Source organism: Vibrio taketomensis (assembly GCF_009938165.1).
Classification (GTDB): domain Bacteria; phylum Pseudomonadota; class Gammaproteobacteria; order Enterobacterales; family Vibrionaceae; genus Vibrio; species Vibrio taketomensis.
Genome location: NZ_AP019649.1, coordinates 2,346,935 through 2,367,331, shown reverse-complemented (window position 1 = coordinate 2,367,331; position 20,397 = coordinate 2,346,935). Strand labels below are relative to the sequence as shown.

23 protein-coding genes, 1 tRNA gene and 1 pseudogene are annotated in these 20,397 nt (G+C 44.6%); 16 read left to right on the top strand and 9 right to left on the bottom strand.

Annotated features, from left to right (window positions below; all coding sequences use genetic code 11):
- Positions 1-11: 11 nt before the first annotated feature.
- Together Vt282_RS10950 and Vt282_RS10945 are read left to right on the top strand one after the other, a co-directional pair.
- A tRNA-Trp gene (locus Vt282_RS10950) sits at positions 12-87 on the top strand.
- A 273-nt stretch (positions 88-360) separates the two neighbouring features.
- Positions 361-1,122 carry a hypothetical protein gene (locus Vt282_RS10945; protein ID WP_162063379.1) on the top strand — a complete coding sequence of 254 codons (762 nt, stop codon included), beginning with the start codon at positions 361-363 and terminating at the stop codon, positions 1,120-1,122.
- Positions 1,123-1,182: 60 nt separating this feature from the next.
- Here Vt282_RS10945 and suhB read toward each other — a convergent pair whose 3' ends face one another.
- Complete coding sequence (gene suhB / locus Vt282_RS10940; RefSeq protein ID WP_075652173.1) at positions 1,183-1,986, bottom strand: inositol-1-monophosphatase; 804 nt, start codon at positions 1,984-1,986, stop codon at positions 1,183-1,185.
- 176 nt (positions 1,987-2,162) lie between these two features.
- On the opposite strand from suhB, the gene trmJ reads away from it, so the two are divergent.
- The 11 genes from trmJ (at position 2,163) to ndk (ending at position 10,692) form a co-directional block, all read left to right on the top strand.
- Positions 2,163-2,891, top strand: a complete 729-nt coding sequence (gene trmJ / locus Vt282_RS10935; RefSeq protein WP_162063378.1) for a tRNA (cytosine(32)/uridine(32)-2'-O)-methyltransferase TrmJ — start codon at positions 2,163-2,165, stop codon at positions 2,889-2,891.
- Between the two features lie 115 nt (positions 2,892-3,006).
- The gene (gene iscR, locus Vt282_RS10930) at positions 3,007-3,513 is read left to right on the top strand and encodes a Fe-S cluster assembly transcriptional regulator IscR (protein ID WP_162045687.1); all 507 of its coding nucleotides are present in this window, start codon (positions 3,007-3,009) and stop codon (positions 3,511-3,513) included.
- A gap of 30 nt (positions 3,514-3,543) precedes the next feature.
- Positions 3,544-4,758 (top strand): IscS subfamily cysteine desulfurase, encoded by a 1,215-nt coding sequence (locus tag Vt282_RS10925; protein ID WP_162045688.1) that lies wholly within the window; start codon positions 3,544-3,546, stop codon positions 4,756-4,758.
- A gap of 44 nt (positions 4,759-4,802) precedes the next feature.
- On the top strand, positions 4,803-5,183 hold the full coding sequence (gene iscU, locus Vt282_RS10920) for a Fe-S cluster assembly scaffold IscU (protein ID WP_005592829.1): 381 nt from the start codon (positions 4,803-4,805) through the stop codon (positions 5,181-5,183).
- A 67-nt stretch (positions 5,184-5,250) separates the two neighbouring features.
- Positions 5,251-5,577, top strand: a complete 327-nt coding sequence (gene iscA / locus Vt282_RS10915) for an iron-sulfur cluster assembly protein IscA (RefSeq protein ID WP_162045689.1) — start codon at positions 5,251-5,253, stop codon at positions 5,575-5,577.
- Between the two features lie 58 nt (positions 5,578-5,635).
- Positions 5,636-6,151: a co-chaperone HscB gene (hscB, locus tag Vt282_RS10910; protein ID WP_162063377.1), complete on the top strand. Its 516-nt coding sequence runs from the start codon at positions 5,636-5,638 to the stop codon at positions 6,149-6,151.
- A 20-nt stretch (positions 6,152-6,171) separates the two neighbouring features.
- A complete protein-coding gene (hscA, locus tag Vt282_RS10905) occupies positions 6,172-8,025 on the top strand; it encodes a Fe-S protein assembly chaperone HscA (RefSeq protein ID WP_162063376.1) in 1,854 nt (617 codons plus the stop codon).
- An 11-nt stretch (positions 8,026-8,036) separates the two neighbouring features.
- The gene (fdx, locus tag Vt282_RS10900) at positions 8,037-8,375 is read left to right on the top strand and encodes an ISC system 2Fe-2S type ferredoxin (RefSeq protein WP_162045692.1); all 339 of its coding nucleotides are present in this window, start codon (positions 8,037-8,039) and stop codon (positions 8,373-8,375) included.
- Positions 8,376-8,561: 186 nt separating this feature from the next.
- Positions 8,562-8,756 carry a Fe-S cluster assembly protein IscX gene (gene iscX / locus Vt282_RS10895; RefSeq protein ID WP_162063375.1) on the top strand — a complete coding sequence of 65 codons (195 nt, stop codon included), beginning with the start codon at positions 8,562-8,564 and terminating at the stop codon, positions 8,754-8,756.
- A 151-nt stretch (positions 8,757-8,907) separates the two neighbouring features.
- Complete coding sequence (gene pepB, locus Vt282_RS10890; protein ID WP_162045694.1) at positions 8,908-10,194, top strand: aminopeptidase PepB; 1,287 nt, start codon at positions 8,908-8,910, stop codon at positions 10,192-10,194.
- Positions 10,195-10,266: 72 nt separating this feature from the next.
- Positions 10,267-10,692: a nucleoside-diphosphate kinase gene (gene ndk / locus Vt282_RS10885; protein ID WP_162063374.1), complete on the top strand. Its 426-nt coding sequence runs from the start codon at positions 10,267-10,269 to the stop codon at positions 10,690-10,692.
- Between the two features lie 58 nt (positions 10,693-10,750).
- Here ndk and csdA read toward each other — a convergent pair whose 3' ends face one another.
- From csdA to Vt282_RS10865, 4 genes are all read right to left on the bottom strand, one after another.
- Entirely contained in the window at positions 10,751-11,962 is a 1,212-nt protein-coding gene (gene csdA / locus Vt282_RS10880; RefSeq protein ID WP_162063373.1) for a cysteine desulfurase CsdA, read from the bottom strand.
- Positions 11,962-12,561, bottom strand: a complete 600-nt coding sequence (locus tag Vt282_RS10875; RefSeq protein WP_162045697.1) for a DJ-1 family glyoxalase III — start codon at positions 12,559-12,561, stop codon at positions 11,962-11,964. The genes csdA and Vt282_RS10875 overlap by 1 nt, the downstream gene beginning before the upstream one ends.
- Positions 12,562-12,564: 3 nt before the next feature.
- On the bottom strand, positions 12,565-13,446 hold the full coding sequence (gene panE / locus Vt282_RS10870; protein WP_162063730.1) for a 2-dehydropantoate 2-reductase: 882 nt from the start codon (positions 13,444-13,446) through the stop codon (positions 12,565-12,567).
- A 129-nt stretch (positions 13,447-13,575) separates the two neighbouring features.
- On the bottom strand, positions 13,576-14,358 hold the full coding sequence (locus Vt282_RS10865; RefSeq protein ID WP_162045698.1) for an outer membrane protein OmpK: 783 nt from the start codon (positions 14,356-14,358) through the stop codon (positions 13,576-13,578).
- Positions 14,359-14,694: 336 nt separating this feature from the next.
- Here Vt282_RS10865 and Vt282_RS10860 point away from each other — a divergent pair, with 336 nt between their 5' ends.
- The 3 genes from Vt282_RS10860 to Vt282_RS10850 are packed head-to-tail and all read left to right on the top strand — an operon-like array spanning position 14,695 to position 16,569.
- Entirely contained in the window at positions 14,695-15,267 is a 573-nt protein-coding gene (locus Vt282_RS10860) for an LON peptidase substrate-binding domain-containing protein (protein WP_162045699.1), read from the top strand.
- Positions 15,268-15,325: 58 nt separating this feature from the next.
- Positions 15,326-15,910, top strand: a complete 585-nt coding sequence (locus Vt282_RS10855; protein ID WP_162045700.1) for an RNA polymerase sigma factor — start codon at positions 15,326-15,328, stop codon at positions 15,908-15,910.
- Positions 15,907-16,569, top strand: coding sequence for a ChrR family anti-sigma-E factor (locus Vt282_RS10850; RefSeq protein ID WP_162063372.1), 663 nt, complete (start codon positions 15,907-15,909; stop codon positions 16,567-16,569). The genes Vt282_RS10855 and Vt282_RS10850 overlap by 4 nt, the downstream gene beginning before the upstream one ends.
- 81 nt (positions 16,570-16,650) lie before the next feature.
- Here the strand turns inward: Vt282_RS10850 and Vt282_RS10845 are convergent, their stop codons facing one another.
- The 4 genes and pseudogenes from Vt282_RS10845 to Vt282_RS10830 all read right to left on the bottom strand — a co-directional run bounded on the left by Vt282_RS10845 (position 16,651) and on the right by Vt282_RS10830 (position 20,382).
- Positions 16,651-18,003 carry an AmpG family muropeptide MFS transporter gene (locus Vt282_RS10845; protein ID WP_162063371.1) on the bottom strand — a complete coding sequence of 451 codons (1,353 nt, stop codon included), beginning with the start codon at positions 18,001-18,003 and terminating at the stop codon, positions 16,651-16,653.
- Between the two features lie 80 nt (positions 18,004-18,083).
- Positions 18,084-18,629, bottom strand: coding sequence for a peptidylprolyl isomerase (locus Vt282_RS10840; protein WP_162063370.1), 546 nt, complete (start codon positions 18,627-18,629; stop codon positions 18,084-18,086).
- Complete coding sequence (locus tag Vt282_RS10835; RefSeq protein ID WP_162045704.1) at positions 18,629-19,198, bottom strand: YajG family lipoprotein; 570 nt, start codon at positions 19,196-19,198, stop codon at positions 18,629-18,631. The genes Vt282_RS10840 and Vt282_RS10835 overlap by 1 nt, the downstream gene beginning before the upstream one ends.
- Before the next feature lie 55 nt (positions 19,199-19,253).
- A pseudogene (locus Vt282_RS10830) lies at positions 19,254-20,382 on the bottom strand (methyltransferase).
- Positions 20,383-20,397: the final 15 nt, after the last annotated feature.

Genomic DNA, 20,397 nt, shown 5'->3' with positions numbered 1-20,397 from the left:
TAAAACTGAAGATAGGGGTGTAGCTCCAATTGGCAGAGCAGCGGATTCCAAATCCGCGTGTTGGGAGTTCGAATCTCTCCCCCTGTTATCTTCTAAAGCCTCAGCAGTATGCTGGGGCTTTTACATCTGTTGCTTTTGCAAAGTAAGTGTTGGGAGCTTGTACGCAGGCCCGCCGAATCGCTATTCTCAACTTTGCTCTCTCCTGAACTATACAGCGCTCTGATATCCATCTCTATTTTTCGTTTTTAGCAACAACCAGTAACATTTCTCGTGGTTGCTTTTAAATTGCCCGGACATTGTCTGAAGTTCCGCTGACACTGGTTATTTACCATACAAGCAGTTCAAAAGATGAGGTGTCCTATGATATTCAACAACAAGCTAGTACTAACATCATTTATCACACTTCCTTTTCTAGCTGGCTGTGTCACCCTAGGAGAGGATGATCCTAATGCAGCAACTAAGCAAGGCGCTGTTGGTGGAGCCTTGCTTGGTTTGACTATGGGGGCTTTGACTGGGGAATCGGATCTAGCAGTCAAAGGGGCTATTGCTGGCGGTGTCACGGGAGGAGTTGCAGGAGCAACTCAAGATCTACACAGTCATCGGGAAAACATTCGCCATGATAGCCGCAACGATGCGTTGGCTGCTATTGGTAGCGATGGGAAGAAAACACAAATTCAGCAGCAGTGGCAACAGCTAGAGAATTTTGTTGGTGAGTGGAACGTTAATATTCAAAGCCATGTTGTGACAACTGAGCATCAACAGATTTTGGCGCAGGGGCAATTAGCTTCACTATCAAAAGCAAATGTCGTTATTTCGAATCAGCAAGGCTTAGCCATAAATGCTTCGTTTAGCTATGAGCAGGCTAATGGCTATCAAATGCAGGTTCAAAACCAGACAAAAAATGTGGTGGTAAATTTTGTTGGTGATGCGGAAAATGGAAATAACAAAATTTCGTTTTATCCTACCAACGTTAGCGATGTGATCTATTCTGATATCCCATCACAAGATGTGCGTTTAGAGTTAAGCTTTATTGGTGATCAAATATGGTTAATCGATAGCTATGCTCATATAGATGGGCAAGAGCAAAAACTTCAGACGTTTAGATTTACCAGAATCAGCTAATACAGAAAAGCCCTGCTCAAAGAGCAGAGCTTTTGTTCAATCTACTAAGAAGTCGATCGATTATTTAAGCATTGCAGCATTACCGTTTTCACGGATGTGCTTAAGAATACCTTTAACGCCACGAGCGCTAGCTGTAACTACGTTACCTGATTGCATGTAATCAGTGCCGCCAGCAAAGTCAGTTACGATAGCACCAGCTTCACGAGCGATTAGTTCACCAGCTGCGATATCCCAAGGTTTTAGACCAAGTTCGAAGAAACCGTCTACACGACCAGCTGCTACGTAACATAGGTCTAGCGCAGCAGAACCAGTGCGACGGAAGTCAGCACAATCAACAAATAGAGCAGATAGGATCTTGAAGTAAGATTCTGAATGTTGCTTCTGTTTGTATGGGAAACCTGTTGCTAGAACAGCGCCTTGTAGATCTTTAACTTGTTTAACACGGATACGTGCATTGTTCAGTTGAGCTCCAGCACCGCGTTGTGCAGTGAATAGCTCGTTTTGCATTGGGTCGTAAACACACGCTACTTCTGTTTTGCCTTTAATACGAACAGCGATAGATACAGCGAAGTGAGGTAGACCTTTAACGAAGTTAGAAGTGCCATCCAGTGGGTCGATGATCCATTGAACGTCCTTATCTTTACCGTCGATAAGACCGTTTTCTTCTGCCACGATACAATGCTCTGGGTAAGAGGCTTTGATTGTATCGATGATCATTGCTTCTGCTTCTTTGTCTACGTTAGTAACAAAGTCGTTCGTGCCTTTTTGAGTAGATTCAATCTTCTCAACATTTTCTAGTGATTTAGCAATATGATTGCCAGCTTTTCGTGCAGCACGAATAGCGATATTAAGCATAGGATGCATACAAAATTTCCCAACGGATGTTAAAGAACAGAAAAACGCCGCGCAGTATAACAGAATATTCGATAAATGGAAGTGGTTAAATGTTGCACTATTGGCTGGGGAATATGAATCACTTTAACCATTTTTTTCAGGGATGTGATAATATCAACCACTTTATTTCGTACAGGTAATCTCTCATGCTTAGCAACGTCAAAGTCGTTCTAGTAGGCACATCTCATTCAGGAAACATCGGTTCTGCAGCTCGCGCGATGAAAGTAATGGGATTGAGCAACATGACATTAGTTGCGCCTGCGTGTGAGGTTGATGGTCAAGCGGTTGCTCTTGCGGCCGGTGCGAGTGAAATAGCGCTTAATGCTCAAGTGGTTGCGACTCTGGAAGAGGCGGTAAAAGAGTGTTCTTTAGTTATTGGTTCTAGTGCACGCTCTCGTACACTTGATTGGCCAATGCTGGAGCCTCGCGAGTGTGGTGAAAAATGTGCAGTTGAAACACAAGCTGGTCAGGTAGCGATCGTTTTTGGTCGTGAGCGCACCGGTCTTACTAACGAAGAGCTTCAGCTTTGCCATTACCATGTGTGTATTCCAGCCAATCCAGAATACAGTTCACTGAATTTGGCGATGGCAGTACAAACAATTGCCTATGAAATTCGCGTCGCGCATTTAGAGAAGCAAAAGCAAGATTACGCACCTCAAGCCCCAGAAGCTTATCCTCGCCATGAAGAGTTAGAAATGTTCTTTGAACACCTTGAAAAAGTGATGATGGATACCCAATTTATAGCGGTAGACCAACCCAACAAGGTAATGAATAAACTACGTCGTTTATTCAGTCGTGCGCGCCCAGAACAGCAAGAGCTCAACATTCTTCGCGGCGTATTGACTGCTATTGAGAAAAAAATAGGCAGTCGTTAATTCCATGCAAACATCATGGTCTAATACCTGACTGTTTTACTCAAATAAATACTTGACCATTTTTGTCAGGTATGAAAAACTTCATACCACATAAACGAAGTGGATATGGTGTTATATGAGACTTACATCTAAAGGAAGATACGCGGTTACAGCTATGCTAGATGTAGCTTTACATTCACAGCAGAGTCCAGTTCCGCTAGCCGACATTTCAGAGCGTCAGGGTATTTCTCTTTCATACCTAGAGCAGCTATTTTCTAAGTTACGTAAAGCTGGTCTGGTTGCTAGTGTGCGTGGTCCTGGTGGTGGTTACCGTCTAGGCGCAGACGCAAATACGATTGCAATTGGTACAGTTATCGCTGCCGTGGACGAATCTGTTGATGCAACAAAATGTAATGGCAAAGGAGATTGCCAAGGTGGAACTCGTTGCTTAACTCATACACTTTGGCGTGATTTAAGTTCGCGTATCAGCGACTTCCTCAACAACATCACCCTTGGTGAGTTGATGAAAGACAACGAAGTCATCGAGATTTCTGACCGACAAGATATCGATCTTGCGGTAAACCATGGTTTGGCTAATCGCACAGCGTTTAGTGCGACTGTGGGACTAAATGTCCGCTCTTAAGCGTTCAGCAATGTTACATTGGAGTAAAGAATGAAACTGCCGATTTATCTTGATTATTCAGCTACTTGTCCAGTAGATCCTCGAGTTGCTGAAAAGATGGTTCAGTACATGACGATGGATGGTGCGTTTGGTAACCCTGCGTCTCGTTCACACCGTTACGGTTGGCAAGCCGAAGAAGCAGTCGACAATGCTCGTGAGCAAATTGCTGACCTGCTAAATGCAGATCCACGAGAAATCGTATTTACTTCAGGTGCAACTGAGTCGGATAACCTTGCAATCAAGGGCGCGGCTCATTTCTACTCGAAGAAAGGTAAGCACGTAATTACGTGTAAAACAGAACATAAAGCAGTTCTAGATCCATGCCGTCAATTAGAGCGTGAAGGCTTTGAAGTGACTTACTTAGAGCCTGAAACTAACGGTTTGATTGACCTAAACAAACTAGAAGCTGCGATGCGTGAAGACACAGTTTTAGTGTCAATTATGCACGTGAACAATGAAATTGGTGTCGTACAAGACATCGCTGCGATTGGCGAATTATGCCGTGCACGCAAAATCATTTTCCACGTTGATGCAGCACAATCTGCAGGTAAATTACCAATTGACGTACAGGAAATGAAAGTAGACTTAATTTCATTGTCTGCGCACAAAATTTACGGCCCTAAAGGTATCGGTGCTCTATACGTGCGTCGTAAGCCACGCATTCGTCTAGAGGCACAAATGCATGGCGGTGGTCATGAGCGCGGTTTCCGCTCGGGTACACTACCTACTCACCAAATTGTGGGTATGGGTGAAGCTTTCCGTATCGCAAAAGAAGAGATGCAGAAAGATTACGATCACGCACTTAGCTTACGCAATCGCCTGCTAAATGGTGTTAAAGACCTAGAAGCCGTGACTGTTAATGGTGATTTAGAGCAACGTGTACCCCATAACCTTAACGTGAGCTTTGCGTTTGTGGAAGGCGAATCTCTACTGATGTCTTTAAAAGATCTTGCAGTGTCGTCAGGTAGTGCTTGTACATCAGCGAGTCTAGAGCCTTCATACGTTCTACGTGCTCTTGGTCTGAATGATGAATTGGCACACAGCTCAGTTCGTTTCTCATTCGGTCGTTTTACGACTGAAGAAGAAGTGGATTACGCAATTGAACAAATCCGCGTAGCAGTAATCAAGCTACGTGACATGTCTCCTCTATGGGATATGTACAAGGAAGGGATTGATTTAGACACGGTTGAGTGGGCACACCACTAATCGGTTAATCTCCCAGTTTATGTAGAGGATTCGAGGTAAAGATTATGGCATATAGCGAAAAAGTAATTGATCACTACGAGAACCCACGTAACGTTGGTTCTTTCGATAAAGAAGATCCATCAGTAGGTAGCGGCATGGTGGGTGCACCAGCATGTGGCGACGTAATGAAACTGCAAATCAAAGTAACGCCAGAAGGCATTATCGAAGATGCGAAGTTTAAAACTTACGGCTGTGGTAGTGCGATCGCATCAAGTTCACTGGTTACAGAGTGGGTAAAAGGTAAATCGATTGATGAAGCCGCTGCGATCAAAAACTCTGAAATTGCAGAAGAACTAGAACTTCCACCAGTGAAAGTGCACTGTTCAATCCTAGCGGAAGATGCAATTAAAGCAGCAGTTGCTGACTACAAGAAAAAACATCAGTAAAATCGACGTAAATTGATGGGAGCGATAGGCTCCCATCGCATTGGTACAAATTTATTCAAGGTGCAGTATGGCCATAACACTATCAGATGCAGCAGCAAGCCGAGTAAAAGCTTTCCTAGATAACCGAGGAAAGGGCGTAGGTTTGCGTCTTGGAGTTAAAACAACAGGCTGTTCTGGTATGGCTTACGTACTAGAGTTTGTCGATGAAGTAAATGCAGAAGAAGACGAAGTGTTTGAGCACAAAGGCGTCAATGTCATTATTGATAAGAAAAGCCTTGTATACCTAGACGGCACTGAGCTTGATTACGTGAAACAGGGATTGAATGAAGGTTTTGAATTCAACAACCCTAACGCGAAAAGCGAATGTGGCTGTGGTGAGAGCTTCAACGTTTAATTCTTGCTCTCCTGCTACATCCTAAAGTGGGAGAGACTTTCTCAAAGGTCGAATTTACATGAACCACTTTGAATTATTTGGGCTACCAACTCAGTTTGAACTGGATGGTAGCCTTCTTTCTTCTCAATTCCGTGATTTACAAAAGCGTTTTCATCCAGATAATTTTGCTACGGCCTCAGAACGAGATCGCTTGTTGGCTGTGCAGAAAGCGGCACAAATTAATGATGCTTATCAGGTGCTGAAAAATCCTATCACTCGTGCAGAGTATATTCTGTCACTGAATGGCACTGAAATTCGCGGTGAGCAACAAACAATGCAAGATCCGATGTTCTTAATGGAACAGATGGAACTGCGTGAAGAATTAGAAGAGATTCCAGGTTGCTCCGATCCTGAATCCATGCTGTTTGATTTTGATGCTAAGGTTTCAAAAATGTACAAGCAGCAACTCAGCTGTGTTGAACAGCAACTATTGCAAGCGCAATGGGCAGAAGCTGCTGATGGCGTTCGCAAACTTAAATTTATTGCCAAACTAAAAAATGAAATTGAGTTAGTTGAAGACAAACTACTCGGTTAACCCAAGAGCAAGGACTAACAATGGCATTACTTCAAATTGCAGAACCGGGTCAGAGCTCTGCTCCCCACGAGCATAAACTTGCAGCGGGTATCGACCTTGGTACAACCAACTCGTTGGTTGCATCGGCGCGTAGTGGCAACGTGACGCCATTAGAGGATCAGCAAGGTCGTCGCATTTTGCCATCAGTCGTTCGTTACACTGCTGATGAGAATCAAGTAGGCTACCTAGCACTTGAAAGTGCAGAAGTGGATCCAACCAACACTATTATCTCAGTAAAACGTTTGATTGGTCGCTCTCTAGCTGACATTCAGCAGCGTTACCCATCTTTACCATACCAGCTAAAAGCCAGCGAAAACGGCTTGCCAATATTGGCAACGGCTGGCGGTGATAAAAACCCAATCGAAGTATCAGCAGATATCTTAGCAGCGTTAAAACTACGTGCTGAAGATACACTTGGCGGTGAGCTTGCTGGTGTGGTGATTACCGTACCTGCGTATTTTGATGATGCGCAGCGTGCAGGCACAAAAGACGCAGCGAAATTGGCAGGCTTACATGTATTACGCCTACTGAATGAACCAACGGCCGCTGCTATTGCTTATGGTTTAGACTCTGGTCAAGAGGGTGTGATTGCCGTTTACGACCTAGGTGGCGGTACGTTTGATATTTCTATTCTACGCCTGTCAAAAGGCGTATTTGAAGTGTTGGCCACGGGTGGTGACTCTGCGCTTGGTGGTGATGACTTTGACCATCTGCTGGCTGATTTCCTACTTGAGAAAACTGAGCTTTCGACGCCGCTTACCGCAGAGCAAAATCGTACGTTGCTTAATATTGCACAGAAAACGAAGCAGCTGTTCTCTGAGCAAGACTCAGTGATGGTTGATGTGTTTGGCTGGCAAGGCGACGTAACCCGTGCACAATTTGAAGAGCTGATCCGCCCATTAGTGAAGAAAACGCTGATGTCTTGCCGTCGAGCGCTTAAAGACGCAGACGTTGAGCTTGATGAAGTGAACGAAGTAGTGATGGTGGGTGGTTCAACTCGCACATTACTGGTACGTGAAATGGTGGGTGAATTCTTTGATCGTACGCCGTTAACCAGCATCAACCCTGATGAAGTCGTAGCTATCGGTGCGGGTATTCAAGCGGATATTCTTGTCGGTAATAAGCCGGATGCAGAAATGCTACTTTTGGATGTAATTCCATTGTCACTGGGCATTGAAACCATGGGTGGCTTGATTGAAAAAATCATTCCTCGTAACACCACCATTCCGGTTGCTCGAGCACAAGAGTTTACTACCTTTAAAGATGGTCAAACGGCAATGAGCGTGCATGTCGTTCAAGGTGAACGTGAAATGGTTGATGACTGTCGTTCATTGGCGCGTTTTTCTCTAAAAGGTATTCCACCAATGGCGGCGGGTGCTGCGCACATTCGTGTGACTTACCAAGTGGATGCTGATGGTCTATTGTCAGTGACTGCAATGGAAAAGAGCACCGGCGTACAGTCAGAGATTCAAGTTAAGCCTTCTTATGGCCTGAGCGATGATGAAGTTGCCAACATGCTTCGCGACTCAATGACTTATGCCAAAGAAGACATGCAGGCTCGTGCTCTCGCCGAGCAACGCGTTGAAGCAGACCGAGTGATAGAAGGTCTGATTGCTGCTATGCAGATGGATGGTGAAGAACTACTGTCTGAGCAAGAAAACCTAGACTTATTGAAAGCGATTGAAGCGCTGATTGAATTGCGTAATGGTGATGATGCTGACGCAATTGAATTAGGAATTAAGGCGACGGACAAGGCGAGCCAAGAGTTTGCTTCACGTCGTATGGATAAATCGATTCGAGCTGCGCTGTCAGGTCAGTCTGTCGATGATATTTAAGAGTAGAAGTTATGCCTAAAATTATCGTATTACCACATGAAGACCTATGCCCTGAAGGTGCTGTACTAGAAGCAGAAACAGGTGAAAGCGTACTAGATGTTGCGCTGAAAAATGGTATTGGTATCGAACATGCGTGTGAGAAATCATGCGCTTGTACTACTTGTCACGTCATTATCCGTGAAGGTTTTGATTCATTAGAAGAGAGCGATGAGCTGGAAGACGATATGCTTGATAAAGCATGGGGTCTAGAGCCAGAATCTCGTCTGGGTTGCCAAGCACGTGTTGCGGATGAAGATTTAGTCGTGGAAATTCCTAAGTACACGCTTAACCACGCTTCAGAAGATCACTAAATACTTTTCATACTTGAAACTGCCGTGTCGTTAACTGCGTAAGATCTCCGGAACGCCGGCCGCCCTAATCACATAGAATACCTATGTTCATAGGGGGGAGCTTATTTGTTGCCTAGCTGCAACTCCAGTTATTTTGAGTATTTTGCATCGATGGATGTGAGTAAAGAACTAAATAAGGAATAGGTTATGAAATGGACAGATTCGCGCGATATTGCTATCGAGCTGTGTGATAAATATCCAGACATGGATCCAAAAACAGTTCGCTTCACTGATTTGCATCAGTGGATCTTAGAGTTGGAAGATTTTGATGATGAACCAAATCACTCAAATGAAAAGATTCTTGAAGCGGTTATTTTGTGCTGGATGGATGAAGCAGATTAGTTGCGATAAAACCTCGAATAGCTAACACTTTTTACGTAAATAAACGGGCCTAATGGCTCGTTTTTTTTAGATTTGATACTTTTATCTGACAAAATGCTAACATCACAACGTAGATAGCGAGTAATGCTAAAGATTCAGACAAGGAGTAACCATGTCGACACAAATGTCAGTATTTTTATCCCAAGTAACCGCAGCTCCAATATGGGGTGATAAAGCGATTGTTTCATTCTCTGAACAAGGCGCTTATATTCATCAGGGTGAAGGGCATGATCTCGGTGCGATTCAACGTGCGGCTCGTCAATTTGTAACTCAAGGCATTAAGAATGTTTTACTAGCCGGTGAAGGATGGGATCTGGAGAGTGTTTGGGCTTTTCATCAAGGCTTTCGTGAACCAAAGAAAAGTACATCTTTTGAATGGCCAGAATTAAATGAAACTGATCAAGCAGAGTTAGAAGCTCGCATTAAAGCGACTAACTTCACTTGCGATGTGATCAATAAATCAGCGGAAGAGGTGGCGCCACGTCAATTGGCAACCATGGCCTCTGAGTTTATTAAGTCAATTGCTCCAGAAGGCACGGTAACGGCACGTATCGTTAAAGATAAAGATCTTCTTACCGAAGGCTGGGAAGGTATTTATGCGGTTGGCCGCGGTTCTGAGCGTACATCAGCGATGCTGCAATTAGACTTCAACCCAACTGGCGACGTTAATGCACCAGTCTATGCTTGCTTGGTGGGTAAAGGCATCACCTTTGATTCCGGTGGTTACAGCATCAAACCTTCAGATTTTATGACAGCAATGAAAGCCGACATGGGCGGAGCAGCAACGATTACTGGTGGTCTAGGCTTGGCGATTATGCGCGGTTTGAACAAGCGCGTTAAGTTGATTCTTTGTTGTGCTGAGAACATGATTTCAGGTCGTGCGCTGAAACTTGGCGATATCATTACCTACAAAAATGGTAAAACCGTTGAGATCATGAATACCGATGCTGAGGGGCGTTTGGTGTTGGCTGATGGCTTGATTTATGCCAGCGAGCAAAAACCTGAACTGATCATTGATTGCGCGACACTGACTGGCGCGGCGAAATACGCATTGGGTAATGATTATCATGCGTTGATGAGTTTTGATGATGAGCTCGCTCATCATGCGTTAACGGCTGCGACCGCAGAGAAAGAGGGGCTATGGCCACTGCCTCTTGCGGATTTCCATCGTGGTATGTTGCCATCAAACTTTGCTGATCTGTCTAACATCAGCAGCGGTGACTTTAGCCCTGGCGCAAGCACGGCGGCAGCTTTCTTATCTTTCTTTGTTGAAGACTACAAAAAAGGCTGGCTACATTTCGATTGTGCTGGTACTTATCGTAAGTCAGCAACACAAAAATTGGCTCCGGGTGCCACAGGTATGGGTGTGCGCACACTAGCTCATATTTTAACCCGTTAAATACAACAATTACTTAAGTAGCGATTAGACTGCTCAATGACAATTAAAAGAGATAAGTAGAAGGAAACCCTTATGGCTCTAGAAAGAACCTTTTCTATCGTTAAGCCTGATGCGGTGAAACGCAACCTCATTGGCGAAATTTACCATCGAATTGAAAAAGCTGGTCTGAGTATTATCGCAGCTAAAATGGTTCATCTCACAGAAGAACAAGCGAGCGGATTTTACTCGGAGCATGAAGGTAAAGAGTTTTTCCCTGATTTGAAGGCATTTATGACTTCTGGTCCTATTATGGTTCAGGTGCTTGAAGGTGAGGATGCGATTTGTCGTTACCGTGAGCTAATGGGTAAAACTAACCCAGAAGAAGCGGCTTGCGGCACCATTCGCGCTGACTATGCACTGAGTATGCGTCACAACTCTGTCCATGGTTCTGATAGCCCTGCATCGGCAGAACGCGAAATTGCGTTTTTCTTTCCTGAGTCGGAAATCTGCCCTCGATAATTGTCGATATCAATCAAAAAGAGCCTCAATCGAGGCTCTTTTCGTTTGTGTTGGATGATCACAACATATCAAGGCATTTATTGATTGCTGCTAGTAAACGTTGCACGTCTTGCTGATCGTTATAGATAGCGAAGGAAATACGAATCGTACCACTTATCCCAAGTGCATCCATTAAAGGGTGGGCGCAGTGGTTTCCTGAGCGTACGGCAATACCTTGTTGGTCGAGTAGTGTCGCCACATCTTGATGATGCACACCGTCGACGATAAATGAAATGACCGAGGCATTCTCTTGATAGCCAACCACTTTGACGTCGTCATATTGAGATAATGCTTGGTACGTTTGTTGAACCAATTGATGAATGTGAGTTTCAACGTGCTCACGGTTAAATTGGCTATACCAGTCAATCGCCTTTGCAAGCGCAATTGCACCTGCAACATTGGGTGTCCCCGCTTCAAACTTGCCGGGAAGTTGGCTAAAGGTGGTGCCACTAAACGATACTTTTTCCACCATTTTACCGCCGCCATGCCAAGGAGGCATAGCGTCTAAAATGGATAATTTTCCGTATAGAACCCCAATCCCCGCAGGAGCAAAGATCTTGTGTCCAGAGAAGACTACAAAATCCGCATCCATTGCTTGAACGTCAATTTTTTCATGCACGATCCCTTGTGCCGCATCGATAACAACGACAGCGCCATATTGGTGTGCAAGAGTAATTAAGCTCTCGATCGGTTGGCGGGTGCCAGTGACATTGGTGGTATGGGCAAGCGCTACGATTTTCGTTTTATCAGAGAGCAGAGCCTCAAAAGCCGCCGTATCTAACTGGCAATTTGGAGTCATTGGTGCTTTAACAATTGTTGCGCCAGTCTGCTCTGCCACGATTTGCCACGGCACAATATTGGCGTGATGTTCCATTTCACCAATGAGAATTTCGTCACCAGCTTGTAACGTGCTGCGGGCGTAGGTTTGAGCGATTAAATTAAGCGCTTCAGTCGCGCCGCGAGTCCATATGATTTCCTTATCACTCTTGGCGTTGATAAAGTCAGCCACGCAGTGGCGAGCCGCTTCAAATTGGCTGGTCGCGTTTGCTGTTAGGCTGTGGCTGCCGCGATGGACGTTGGCATTTTGTGCGCTGTAGTAATCAGTGATCGCATCAATAACAACTTGGGGCTTTTGTGTGGTCGCAGCGCTATCCAAATACACCAATGCTTGCTGGTTAACTTGTTGTGCTAGTGCCGGGAACTGGCGACGAATTGTTGCAATATCAAGCATTATGCGTCACCGATTTCATGGTAGTGGAGTGTAGGGATTGTCACCATCGGTTCTGCCACTGTCCATGCATGTGCTTTTCCAGAAAGACGAATAATGATTTCCATAGCAAACTCAAGTGCCGTCCCAGGGCCTTGGCTGGTAAGCAGATTGTGGTTGACGTCATAGGTGACGCGTTTGACTCGCCAGTTGTTAGCGTCAATGTGACTTTCAAAGCTTGGATGGCAGGTCATTAGCGCATCAGGGTAGAGTTTGTGGTGAGCGAGTACCAGTGCAGGTGCTGCGCAAATAGCGGCGACCAGTTTGCCTTCATACATTTGCTGACGAACGATCTCAATCAATACGGTGCTATCACGAAAGACTTCACTACCGCCGACACCACCAGACAGTATTACCGCATCAAATTCATCGTCCGCCACATCGACTAGACGACAATCTGCGGTTAGCGTTACGCCTCGAGAGGCTTTCATCGTCAGTTGACCATCAAAGTTTGCGCTTGCTACCACGACTTCATAACCCGCACGCACCATCATATCGATGATGGTGACCGCTTCCATCTCTTCCGTGCCTTGGGCAATCGGAACCAGTACTTTTTTAGTCATAACTTACCAACTCTGTTCAATCTGTTTAATCGCTTGATAAAGCTTAGTATTACTTGGCACATCAATGCGATGTTGCGCAGCTTTTGCCACGACATAGCCTGTTATAAAGTCTATCTCGCTCAAGCGCTGATGGGCAATGTCTTGCTGCATCGAAGAATAATTGTCGCTGGTGGCACGAATAACGTCATGCACGCTTGCATGCAGTTCACTGTTCTCGACTTCGATACCTTCAGCTTGCATTACTTGGCACACTTCATCGATCACTGAGTCAAGTTGTGCTCGGTATTGGCTTTGACCTAAGTGACCATTAGGAATCGCATATAGCGCAGTAAGGGGATTGATGGCACAGTTGATTGCCAGTTTGTTCCACAGCGCTTGTTCGATATTGCTATGCCAGTCAACAGTTGGTAACGCATGATTAAACACATCGACGAGGAACTGACATTGCTGACCTGATTCATTTACTGCACCAAACAACGTTTTGCCTTGTCCAGTATGCAATACTTGCTTGCTCGAGGGACGATAAGCGCCATGAGTGGTTGTCGCAAGCAGTAGTGGGTTGGCTGGGAGCATTTGTTGTACATCGCTTGCCGTCCCCATGCCGTTATGCATTAGTAGCAAAATGGTATCACTGTTGATGTGTTCCACTAATGTGCTCAAAACTTGGGTAACATAAGGCGCTTTTAGCGTCACTAATATCACATCTGCATTGTTTAGCTGGTTGATATTATTGTTTGCGAGCTCAATAGCGTCGTGATCATCTCGTTGGATTCGTATTTGTTCATCAAAGCTGCGACTCCAAACATTAACACTATGCCCAGCTTCTGTAAGATAGCTTGCCCATAATGAGCCAATAGCTCCAGGGCCTATCACGGTAATATTCATAAAGGCTGTCAGCATCAATCAATCATATTGCCCAGAGAATAATGATTGATTGAGGGAAAGCAAATAAAAAAGGCACCTAAGGGTGCCTTTTCGTTACAGATAACTTTTCTTGAATCGCATCAATATCAATTAGAAGTTGTATTGTACGCGGTAGATGATTAAGTCTTGGTAATCTTTACGTGCTAGCTTGTTCACCGTGTAGCGGTAAAGAACACCTGTTGAGAAGTGATCAGTAACATTCCACATTGCATTTAGGCTACCGTTTAAACCCCAGTTCTCTGAATCAATACCAGAATTAAAATCAGTACTTTGCAAATCAGAATACTCATCATTACGAGCAAACTCGAGTTCGTTCCAAGTAGAGAAGGTAAAGTTTTGGCCACCGATGTCGGTGTTGTAGTAACCAACGTAACCAAACATACCGCCGTTGTTACCGCTAATACCACCATCAGTATTGATTTGGTGCACACCGATAAATGGTGTAAATGCCCAACCGTCACCTTTAAGACCGGTGTAACCAAAACCTAATACGCGGTTTTGCTCATGCAGAGCACTTTTATCTGCATCGGTGTTGTACACTTGCGCGTAAAGAGAGATACCAGATTCTGTTAGGTTGTAATGAATAGTACCTTTTGCAGAAGCACCACGGTCATCACCGGCACGATCCACACCTTCATAGTCGTAGAAGCCGTAAATTTGACCCCAATCGAATACCGCACCACCTTCAATACCGATTACCGCCTGATTACGGTCTGAAACATCGTTACCAAAGTTGTCGTTGTCATTACCAAAGCCTTGATCCCAAACTTGGTAATCAAGGTACATACTACCAAAGCCAAATAGGTATTCAGCCTGTGCTGGTACTGCTGACACTGCTGTTACTACGCCAAGAGCTAAAAGTGATTTACGCATAGGTGAACTCTCTTTTGTGAAACGATATGTTTATAAAACTGTTGCACTACTGTTGTGTGCTTGATTTGGTTGCGGCAATGATATTGATATTTATCTCGAAATAAAGTGATTTATTGTGCAAAAGCGATATTTATGTGTGCACTAGATCACGGAGTGAGCTAAAACTTAACTGAAATGTAAAATTTGTATTGTGTTGCATAAAATTTGTTGGGGACATCGATTACGCAAACGCTTACAGCAAATTTAAATGTAATCGAATAACCAACAGGATCGGTAAATGATCGAAGCTTGATGTGCTTACGTAGACATAACTGAGTGAAAAATTTAGGAAACATCATGACTGAATTAATGCTATTTCCTCTCAGTACGGTGGTGTTACCCGAAGGGAAAATGCGCCTGAGAATTTTTGAGCCTAGGTATAAACGTCTAGTAAAACAAGCCAGTTTGGGTGACGGCACCTTCGCTATTTGCTTGTTTGAGCGTGATGAAAGCAACCAAGTAGGAGGGTTGTCTACCAGCGGCTCACAAGTAAAAATTGTGGATTTTGAAACTCTAGAGGATGGGTTACTTGGGATCACGGTCGTTGGAATTCGCCGTTTGTCGATTCGCAGAATGCGCGTCGAACCTGACGGATTACGATTTGCAAAAGTGGATTGGCTACCAAGTTGGGACGTGAGCTCGCTATCAGATGAGAACAATTACATTAGCGAGCAGTTGCAGCGGGTATACGCCAAATTCCCGCAAGTCGGGCAGTTGTACGACCAATGTTTTTTCGATGATGCTTCTTGGGTGACACAGCGTTGGCTTGAGCTTTTGCCTGTGAACATGGCGCAGTTTGACTACCTAATGCGTCAACCGGATTGCCGTGAAGCTTTGCACTTTTTGACATCAGCGATCGAGCCTGAGTGATCGATAGTGTGTATAGTTACGTAAGGTAATTGTTGGTAATCGATTCAAGGATGCGGAGATGATAAAGCAAGATACTAGTTCCTTCTCTCGAGCTGATTGGCACGAGTGCATGGAGCGTGTAAAGCAGCGTGACAAATCTGCGTTTGCTCAAATATTTACCCATTTTTCGCCGAGGTTAAAACAGTTCGCATACAAGCACATGGGTAACGAGCAAGTTGCGATAGAGCTTGTACAAGAGACGATGGCGACAGTGTGGCAAAAATGCGCGTTGTTTGATGGCAGCAAAAGCTCGTTATCGACATGGATATACACGATAGCGAGAAATCAGTGTTTTGATTTGCTGCGTAAGCAAAAAGGACGCGATGCGCATATTTTAGCGGATGACATTTGGCCGTCTGATTTTCTGCCGCCCGACTTGGTCGATCACTATGCCCCCGAGCACGAAATGCTAAAAGAGCAAGTGGTAAAGTTTTTGGATATTTTACCCGAAGCTCAACGCAAGGTTGTGCAAGCTGTGTATTTAGAAGATCTGCCTCACCAGCAAGTGGCAGACATGTTTGACATTCCTTTAGGCACTGTTAAATCGCGATTGCGTTTGGCTGTTGAAAAGTTGAGAAACGAAATTGAGGCGGAGCATCTATGAGTTATCATCCAAGTATTGAAATGTTGCGCGCTTATGTTGAAGGTGAGGTCAGCCCAACTGATGGATTCGCGATTGCAACCCATGTTGAATCATGCCCCATTTGCCGTCAAAAGTGCGCTCAGTTAGAGACTAGCGCAGCGGAATCATTCGCTTTCGCTGATGTTCCGGCGAGTGACGAATTCGATGCCATGTTCGACAAGATTGTGGCGCTTGAAGAGGCGCCAGAGCCATTTGATTTTAATCGCAAAGCAAAAACTGTGGTCGTCAACGGTAAGGAATTTACTCTGCCCTTATCTTTAAGCCGGTTTTCTGATCACATTGGTGAGTGGAAAAACTACGGTGGAAAGGTGTTTAGCGCCGAAGTTCCACTCGGCGAACAAGCACGAGTGAGCTTATTGTATATTGCAGAAGACGTTCAAATTCCCCAGCATACTCATAAGGGATACGAGTCTACACTGGTGTTGCATGGCGGTTTTAGTGACGAAGATGGACATTACGAGGCAGGTGACTATCTGATTAAAGATGCTTCGGTTAAGCACAGTCCGTTTACCAGACCTGGAGAAGATTGTTTGTGTATGACCGTGTTAACCGAGCCATTGCTGTTCACACAAGGTGTGGCTCGGGTGTTCAATTTGTTTGGTAAGGGATTGTACCCATAGACTTCTCACGCTTCATGTTCAGCCCCGTTTGACAACGGGGCTTTTTGTTGGCTGGTGCGTAATATGAATCATCACCACCACTTAATCGTTGCGCTGCTTGGCTCGCTCTAACATATCTGCGAAGTAATGTCGCAATGAATAGAGCATCACTAAGCTCGGAATAACCATTAATGCGGTAATAATAAAGAACATTGACCAATCATTGAGGTAATCAACCAGCTCACCACTAAATGAGGCAAGTGTGGTACGACCAAAATTACCCAGTGAAGCGAGCAGTGCATATTGAGTTGCAGAGAACGCTTGCCCAGTCACGACTGTTAAAAATGATACAAAGGCGACGGTTGAAAATGCAGAGGTAAAGTTATCGACCACTAATGTCGCAAGGAAAAGTGTCTCATTTGGGCCTACTTTGGCAATCCAAGCAAACATTAAGTTACTCGCTGCCATGGCAATACCGCCAATCATTAAACCACGTACGATACCGAACTTCACATTGACCATACTACCCAATAGGGTAAATAGCATGGTTAAACCCCAGCCGATAAGTTTAGGGTAATAGGCGATTTGTTCGTTGGTAAAACCGATCTCTTTGTAAAATGGAATCGACATTCGGCCTAAGAAGGCTTCGCCAATCTTAAATAGGAACACAAACAGCAATAAGGTCAGTGCTACCTGTGTTCCGTTACGGCGGAAAAAGTCGATAAATGGTTCAAGCACGGTCACACTAAACCATGCGGTGATTTTGCCATGCAGTATTTTACTGTGTCGCTGTTCTGCCTCAGCTTGCAGAGCTTCACGTTTGGTATGAGGTTCGCCGACAAGCAGCGTGAATAGCATTAGCAAAGCAACAATGCCTGCCATGCCGTAGTAGACCCCATTCCAACCGATATCATCGGCGTTCATAAATGCGATATAACCGGGTAGCGAATAGCCGGTCCACCAACCGATGACTGCCATTGCAGATGCCTGAGGTAGTTTTGAGGCTTCTGATTTTGGAAACGTATCGATACGAAATGCATCAATGGCGATGTCTTGTGTTGCAGAAGCGGTGGCGATGCACAGTGCTAACATTGAAGTCAGCATCAGATTGTGCGCCGGATCGACGCCAGCAATCGCTAAGGTACAGATTAATACCAAAAACTGGCACAGGAATATCCAACTGCGTCGTTGACCTAAGCGGTTATGTAGTATCGGCAGTTTGACACGGTCAACCAGTGGCGCCCACAGAAAGTTGATCGCATAGACTGCAAACACACTACCAAAATACCCAATCGCAGCTCGAGTTAAGCCCGCATCTTTGAGCCAACCAGACATATTAGAGCCGATTAAAACCCATGGAAAGCCACTGGAACAACCCAACATAAAGACCCAGAGTAAGCGCTTATCAAGGTAACTACGTACGGTCTCTCGCCAAGATAGAGAAGCGTTAGCCATGGAAAAATTCCTGCTTGTTGATGAGGTTTAAATCGAATGAGAAAGAGAAATGGCTCTTCACATCGTGAGAGCCATTGAGTTTAATCGATGAGTGTGACTTTTTCGATCACGATTGGGGTGACTGGAACGTCACGGTAACGGCCTACAGTATGAGTTGATTGCTGAGCCATTTTCTGCACTACATCAAAACCTTGTACTACTTCACCAAACACCGCGTAACCTGGTGGGCGTGAATTGTAATTAAGGAAATCATTATCAACTAAGTTAATGAAGAACTGACGTGTCGCTGAGTTTGGATCATTAGTTCGCGCCATCGCAATCGTTGCGGCATTGTTTTCTAAACCGTTGCTCGCTTCATTTTTGATTGGAGCGTAGGTGTTTGCACGGTTCATATTACTATCAAAACCGCCACCTTGAGCCATAAAGCCAGGGATCACTCGGTGGAATTGCGTGCCAACGTAACTGCCATCTTTCACGTACTTCAGAAAGTTAGCCACGGTAACAGGAGCTTGTTGCTCATTCAGCTCGATTACAAATGAGCCTAAATTTGTTTCCATTTCAACTTTCGGAGCGGCAAAAGCCATACTAGAAACCAGTGCTAAAGCAGCAATGGCGTATTTCAACATTAGAAGCGCTCCTGCATGTAATTTTGTAGCTCGCGATCATTTGCCGCTTCACGCAGTACAAGGCTGGTAACGTCATTCAGCACTTGCTCGATCTCTTCATTTGATGCACTCAAAGCGCCAGTGCGTTGTGCAGTACCAGTGTAAGTTCTTACCAGTTTGCCTTGCGGCGTTTCTGCAGTGATAGACATAACTAACTTAGCATCCATCTCGTTTTCCATTACAGAATGCTTCACTGACACCAACAGTTCTTGAACTTCTACTTCAATCGTGTTTTTGCTGCTAACAGAAGATTGGAAACCTTGCGATTGGAATTGCTCTAGTAATGCATTTTCGAGTGTAATGCGTACGTTTTGTTTTGCGTGAATAGGCTCAATGTTAGAACGGCCACTGTCAACTAAAGCCACGTATTGTGCTGAACGTACATCCTGACTTGTAATCATGAACGTGCTGCCATTAACGATGTTGCTGTTACTTAGCGTTGCGCGAGGCGAAAAGTTAAGCTGTTCTTCTTGAGGAGATGAACACGCTGCCAATAATGCGACTGATGCAGCTAGAACCAATTTTCTCATTGTTGTTTCCTTTTCTAAACTATTAAAGGCTCAAATTTAAGTGGATAATAAATGACTACTTAGTTGCTTGTAAAATCACAAATTTTTATTTGCGGCGACTAAGCTGACATTCGACTTACCAAAAGACGCTTTAGTTTGACATCGTATCCGAGGTGGCGATTACCGATAACTAATAATTGTCCACCATTGTCAAGAACATGCTTTGCATCACAGAACATTTGCCAAGCGATATGGTCGGTAATCGCTTGTTGCTGGTGGAAAGGGGGATTACATACGACTAAGTCGTATTGACCTGCCGTAAATCCATCGAGGCAGTTATTGGCGATAAACTGAAAATCGCGATCCATGCCAACATTGTCAGCTAAGTTTTGTTTGGCTGAGGCGACGGCCATGTAGCTTTCATCGACACAGCTAATTTGCATTGTTGGGTTTTGCTGCGCCAACTTAACCGAGAGCACACCGTTACCACATCCTAAATCAATCGCTCGTTGGTATTTGTCACCGTGAGGTAAGTTTTCCAACATAAAGCGTGCACCCTGATCAAGGCTTTCACCTGAATAGACATTCGGCAAGTTATTGAGCGTGATGTTATGTTCGGCTACGTCCCATGTGGTAAATGGTTCGACAGGTTGAGGCTGAATGCTCGTCGCTGAAGAGAATACTAATCGGTGCTTTTTCCAAGCTAATGAAGTTTTTGTTTCACCGAGATATTTTTCAAACAACTTAAGTGTTGATGAGTGAATTTCTTTGGCCTTATTTACCGCAATTACTGGGATTTCAGGTGCGATAGATTGGCGCAATTGACTTAATTGCCACGTCAGAAAGCGATTGTTACGTGGAATCTGCATTAACACTAAGTCTATTTTTGCAGGTAATTGCGCTAGGCTATCAATAATCGCAACCGGGTTACATTGGTTGCGTTCAAGATTGCGTTGTATTGCTTGGTGAGCGATATATGAATCACTCATGACAGTGACATGGTGTTTGTTTGATAACCAACAAGATAAAGCGCCAAAGCTATCATTTAGGACCAAAATATGTTGCCCGTTAGCGAGATCTTTTTCTTCGATATGGCTAATTAGATATTCATCACCCGCGTCCCATGCTTGAAGTGTTTCGTTCGTTCTTTCCGGGTAACGTAAGAGAGATAAAGTGCGGTCAAACAGGGTAAGCTCAGATTTCATAAGTGGAACGCTAGG

Bases quoted from the DNA above. Each gene is read 5' to 3' on its own strand.
- Vt282_RS10945 (WP_162063379.1), top strand. From the start codon at position 361: ATGATATTCAACAACAAGCTAGTACTAACATCATTTATCACACTTCCT.
- suhB (WP_075652173.1), bottom strand. From the start codon at position 1,986: ATGCATCCTATGCTTAATATCGCTATTCGTGCTGCACGAAAAGCTGGC.
- trmJ (WP_162063378.1), top strand. From the start codon at position 2,163: ATGCTTAGCAACGTCAAAGTCGTTCTAGTAGGCACATCTCATTCAGGA.
- iscR (WP_162045687.1), top strand. From the start codon at position 3,007: ATGAGACTTACATCTAAAGGAAGATACGCGGTTACAGCTATGCTAGAT.
- Vt282_RS10925 (WP_162045688.1), top strand. From the start codon at position 3,544: ATGAAACTGCCGATTTATCTTGATTATTCAGCTACTTGTCCAGTAGAT.
- iscU (WP_005592829.1), top strand. From the start codon at position 4,803: ATGGCATATAGCGAAAAAGTAATTGATCACTACGAGAACCCACGTAAC.
- iscA (WP_162045689.1), top strand. From the start codon at position 5,251: ATGGCCATAACACTATCAGATGCAGCAGCAAGCCGAGTAAAAGCTTTC.
- hscB (WP_162063377.1), top strand. From the start codon at position 5,636: ATGAACCACTTTGAATTATTTGGGCTACCAACTCAGTTTGAACTGGAT.
- hscA (WP_162063376.1), top strand. From the start codon at position 6,172: ATGGCATTACTTCAAATTGCAGAACCGGGTCAGAGCTCTGCTCCCCAC.
- fdx (WP_162045692.1), top strand. From the start codon at position 8,037: ATGCCTAAAATTATCGTATTACCACATGAAGACCTATGCCCTGAAGGT.
- iscX (WP_162063375.1), top strand. From the start codon at position 8,562: ATGAAATGGACAGATTCGCGCGATATTGCTATCGAGCTGTGTGATAAA.
- pepB (WP_162045694.1), top strand. From the start codon at position 8,908: ATGTCGACACAAATGTCAGTATTTTTATCCCAAGTAACCGCAGCTCCA.
- ndk (WP_162063374.1), top strand. From the start codon at position 10,267: ATGGCTCTAGAAAGAACCTTTTCTATCGTTAAGCCTGATGCGGTGAAA.
- csdA (WP_162063373.1), bottom strand. From the start codon at position 11,962: ATGCTTGATATTGCAACAATTCGTCGCCAGTTCCCGGCACTAGCACAA.
- Vt282_RS10875 (WP_162045697.1), bottom strand. From the start codon at position 12,561: ATGACTAAAAAAGTACTGGTTCCGATTGCCCAAGGCACGGAAGAGATG.
- panE (WP_162063730.1), bottom strand. From the start codon at position 13,446: ATGAATATTACCGTGATAGGCCCTGGAGCTATTGGCTCATTATGGGCA.
- Vt282_RS10865 (WP_162045698.1), bottom strand. From the start codon at position 14,358: ATGCGTAAATCACTTTTAGCTCTTGGCGTAGTAACAGCAGTGTCAGCA.
- Vt282_RS10860 (WP_162045699.1), top strand. From the start codon at position 14,695: ATGACTGAATTAATGCTATTTCCTCTCAGTACGGTGGTGTTACCCGAA.
- Vt282_RS10855 (WP_162045700.1), top strand. From the start codon at position 15,326: ATGATAAAGCAAGATACTAGTTCCTTCTCTCGAGCTGATTGGCACGAG.
- Vt282_RS10850 (WP_162063372.1), top strand. From the start codon at position 15,907: ATGAGTTATCATCCAAGTATTGAAATGTTGCGCGCTTATGTTGAAGGT.
- Vt282_RS10845 (WP_162063371.1), bottom strand. From the start codon at position 18,003: ATGGCTAACGCTTCTCTATCTTGGCGAGAGACCGTACGTAGTTACCTT.
- Vt282_RS10840 (WP_162063370.1), bottom strand. From the start codon at position 18,629: ATGTTGAAATACGCCATTGCTGCTTTAGCACTGGTTTCTAGTATGGCT.
- Vt282_RS10835 (WP_162045704.1), bottom strand. From the start codon at position 19,198: ATGAGAAAATTGGTTCTAGCTGCATCAGTCGCATTATTGGCAGCGTGT.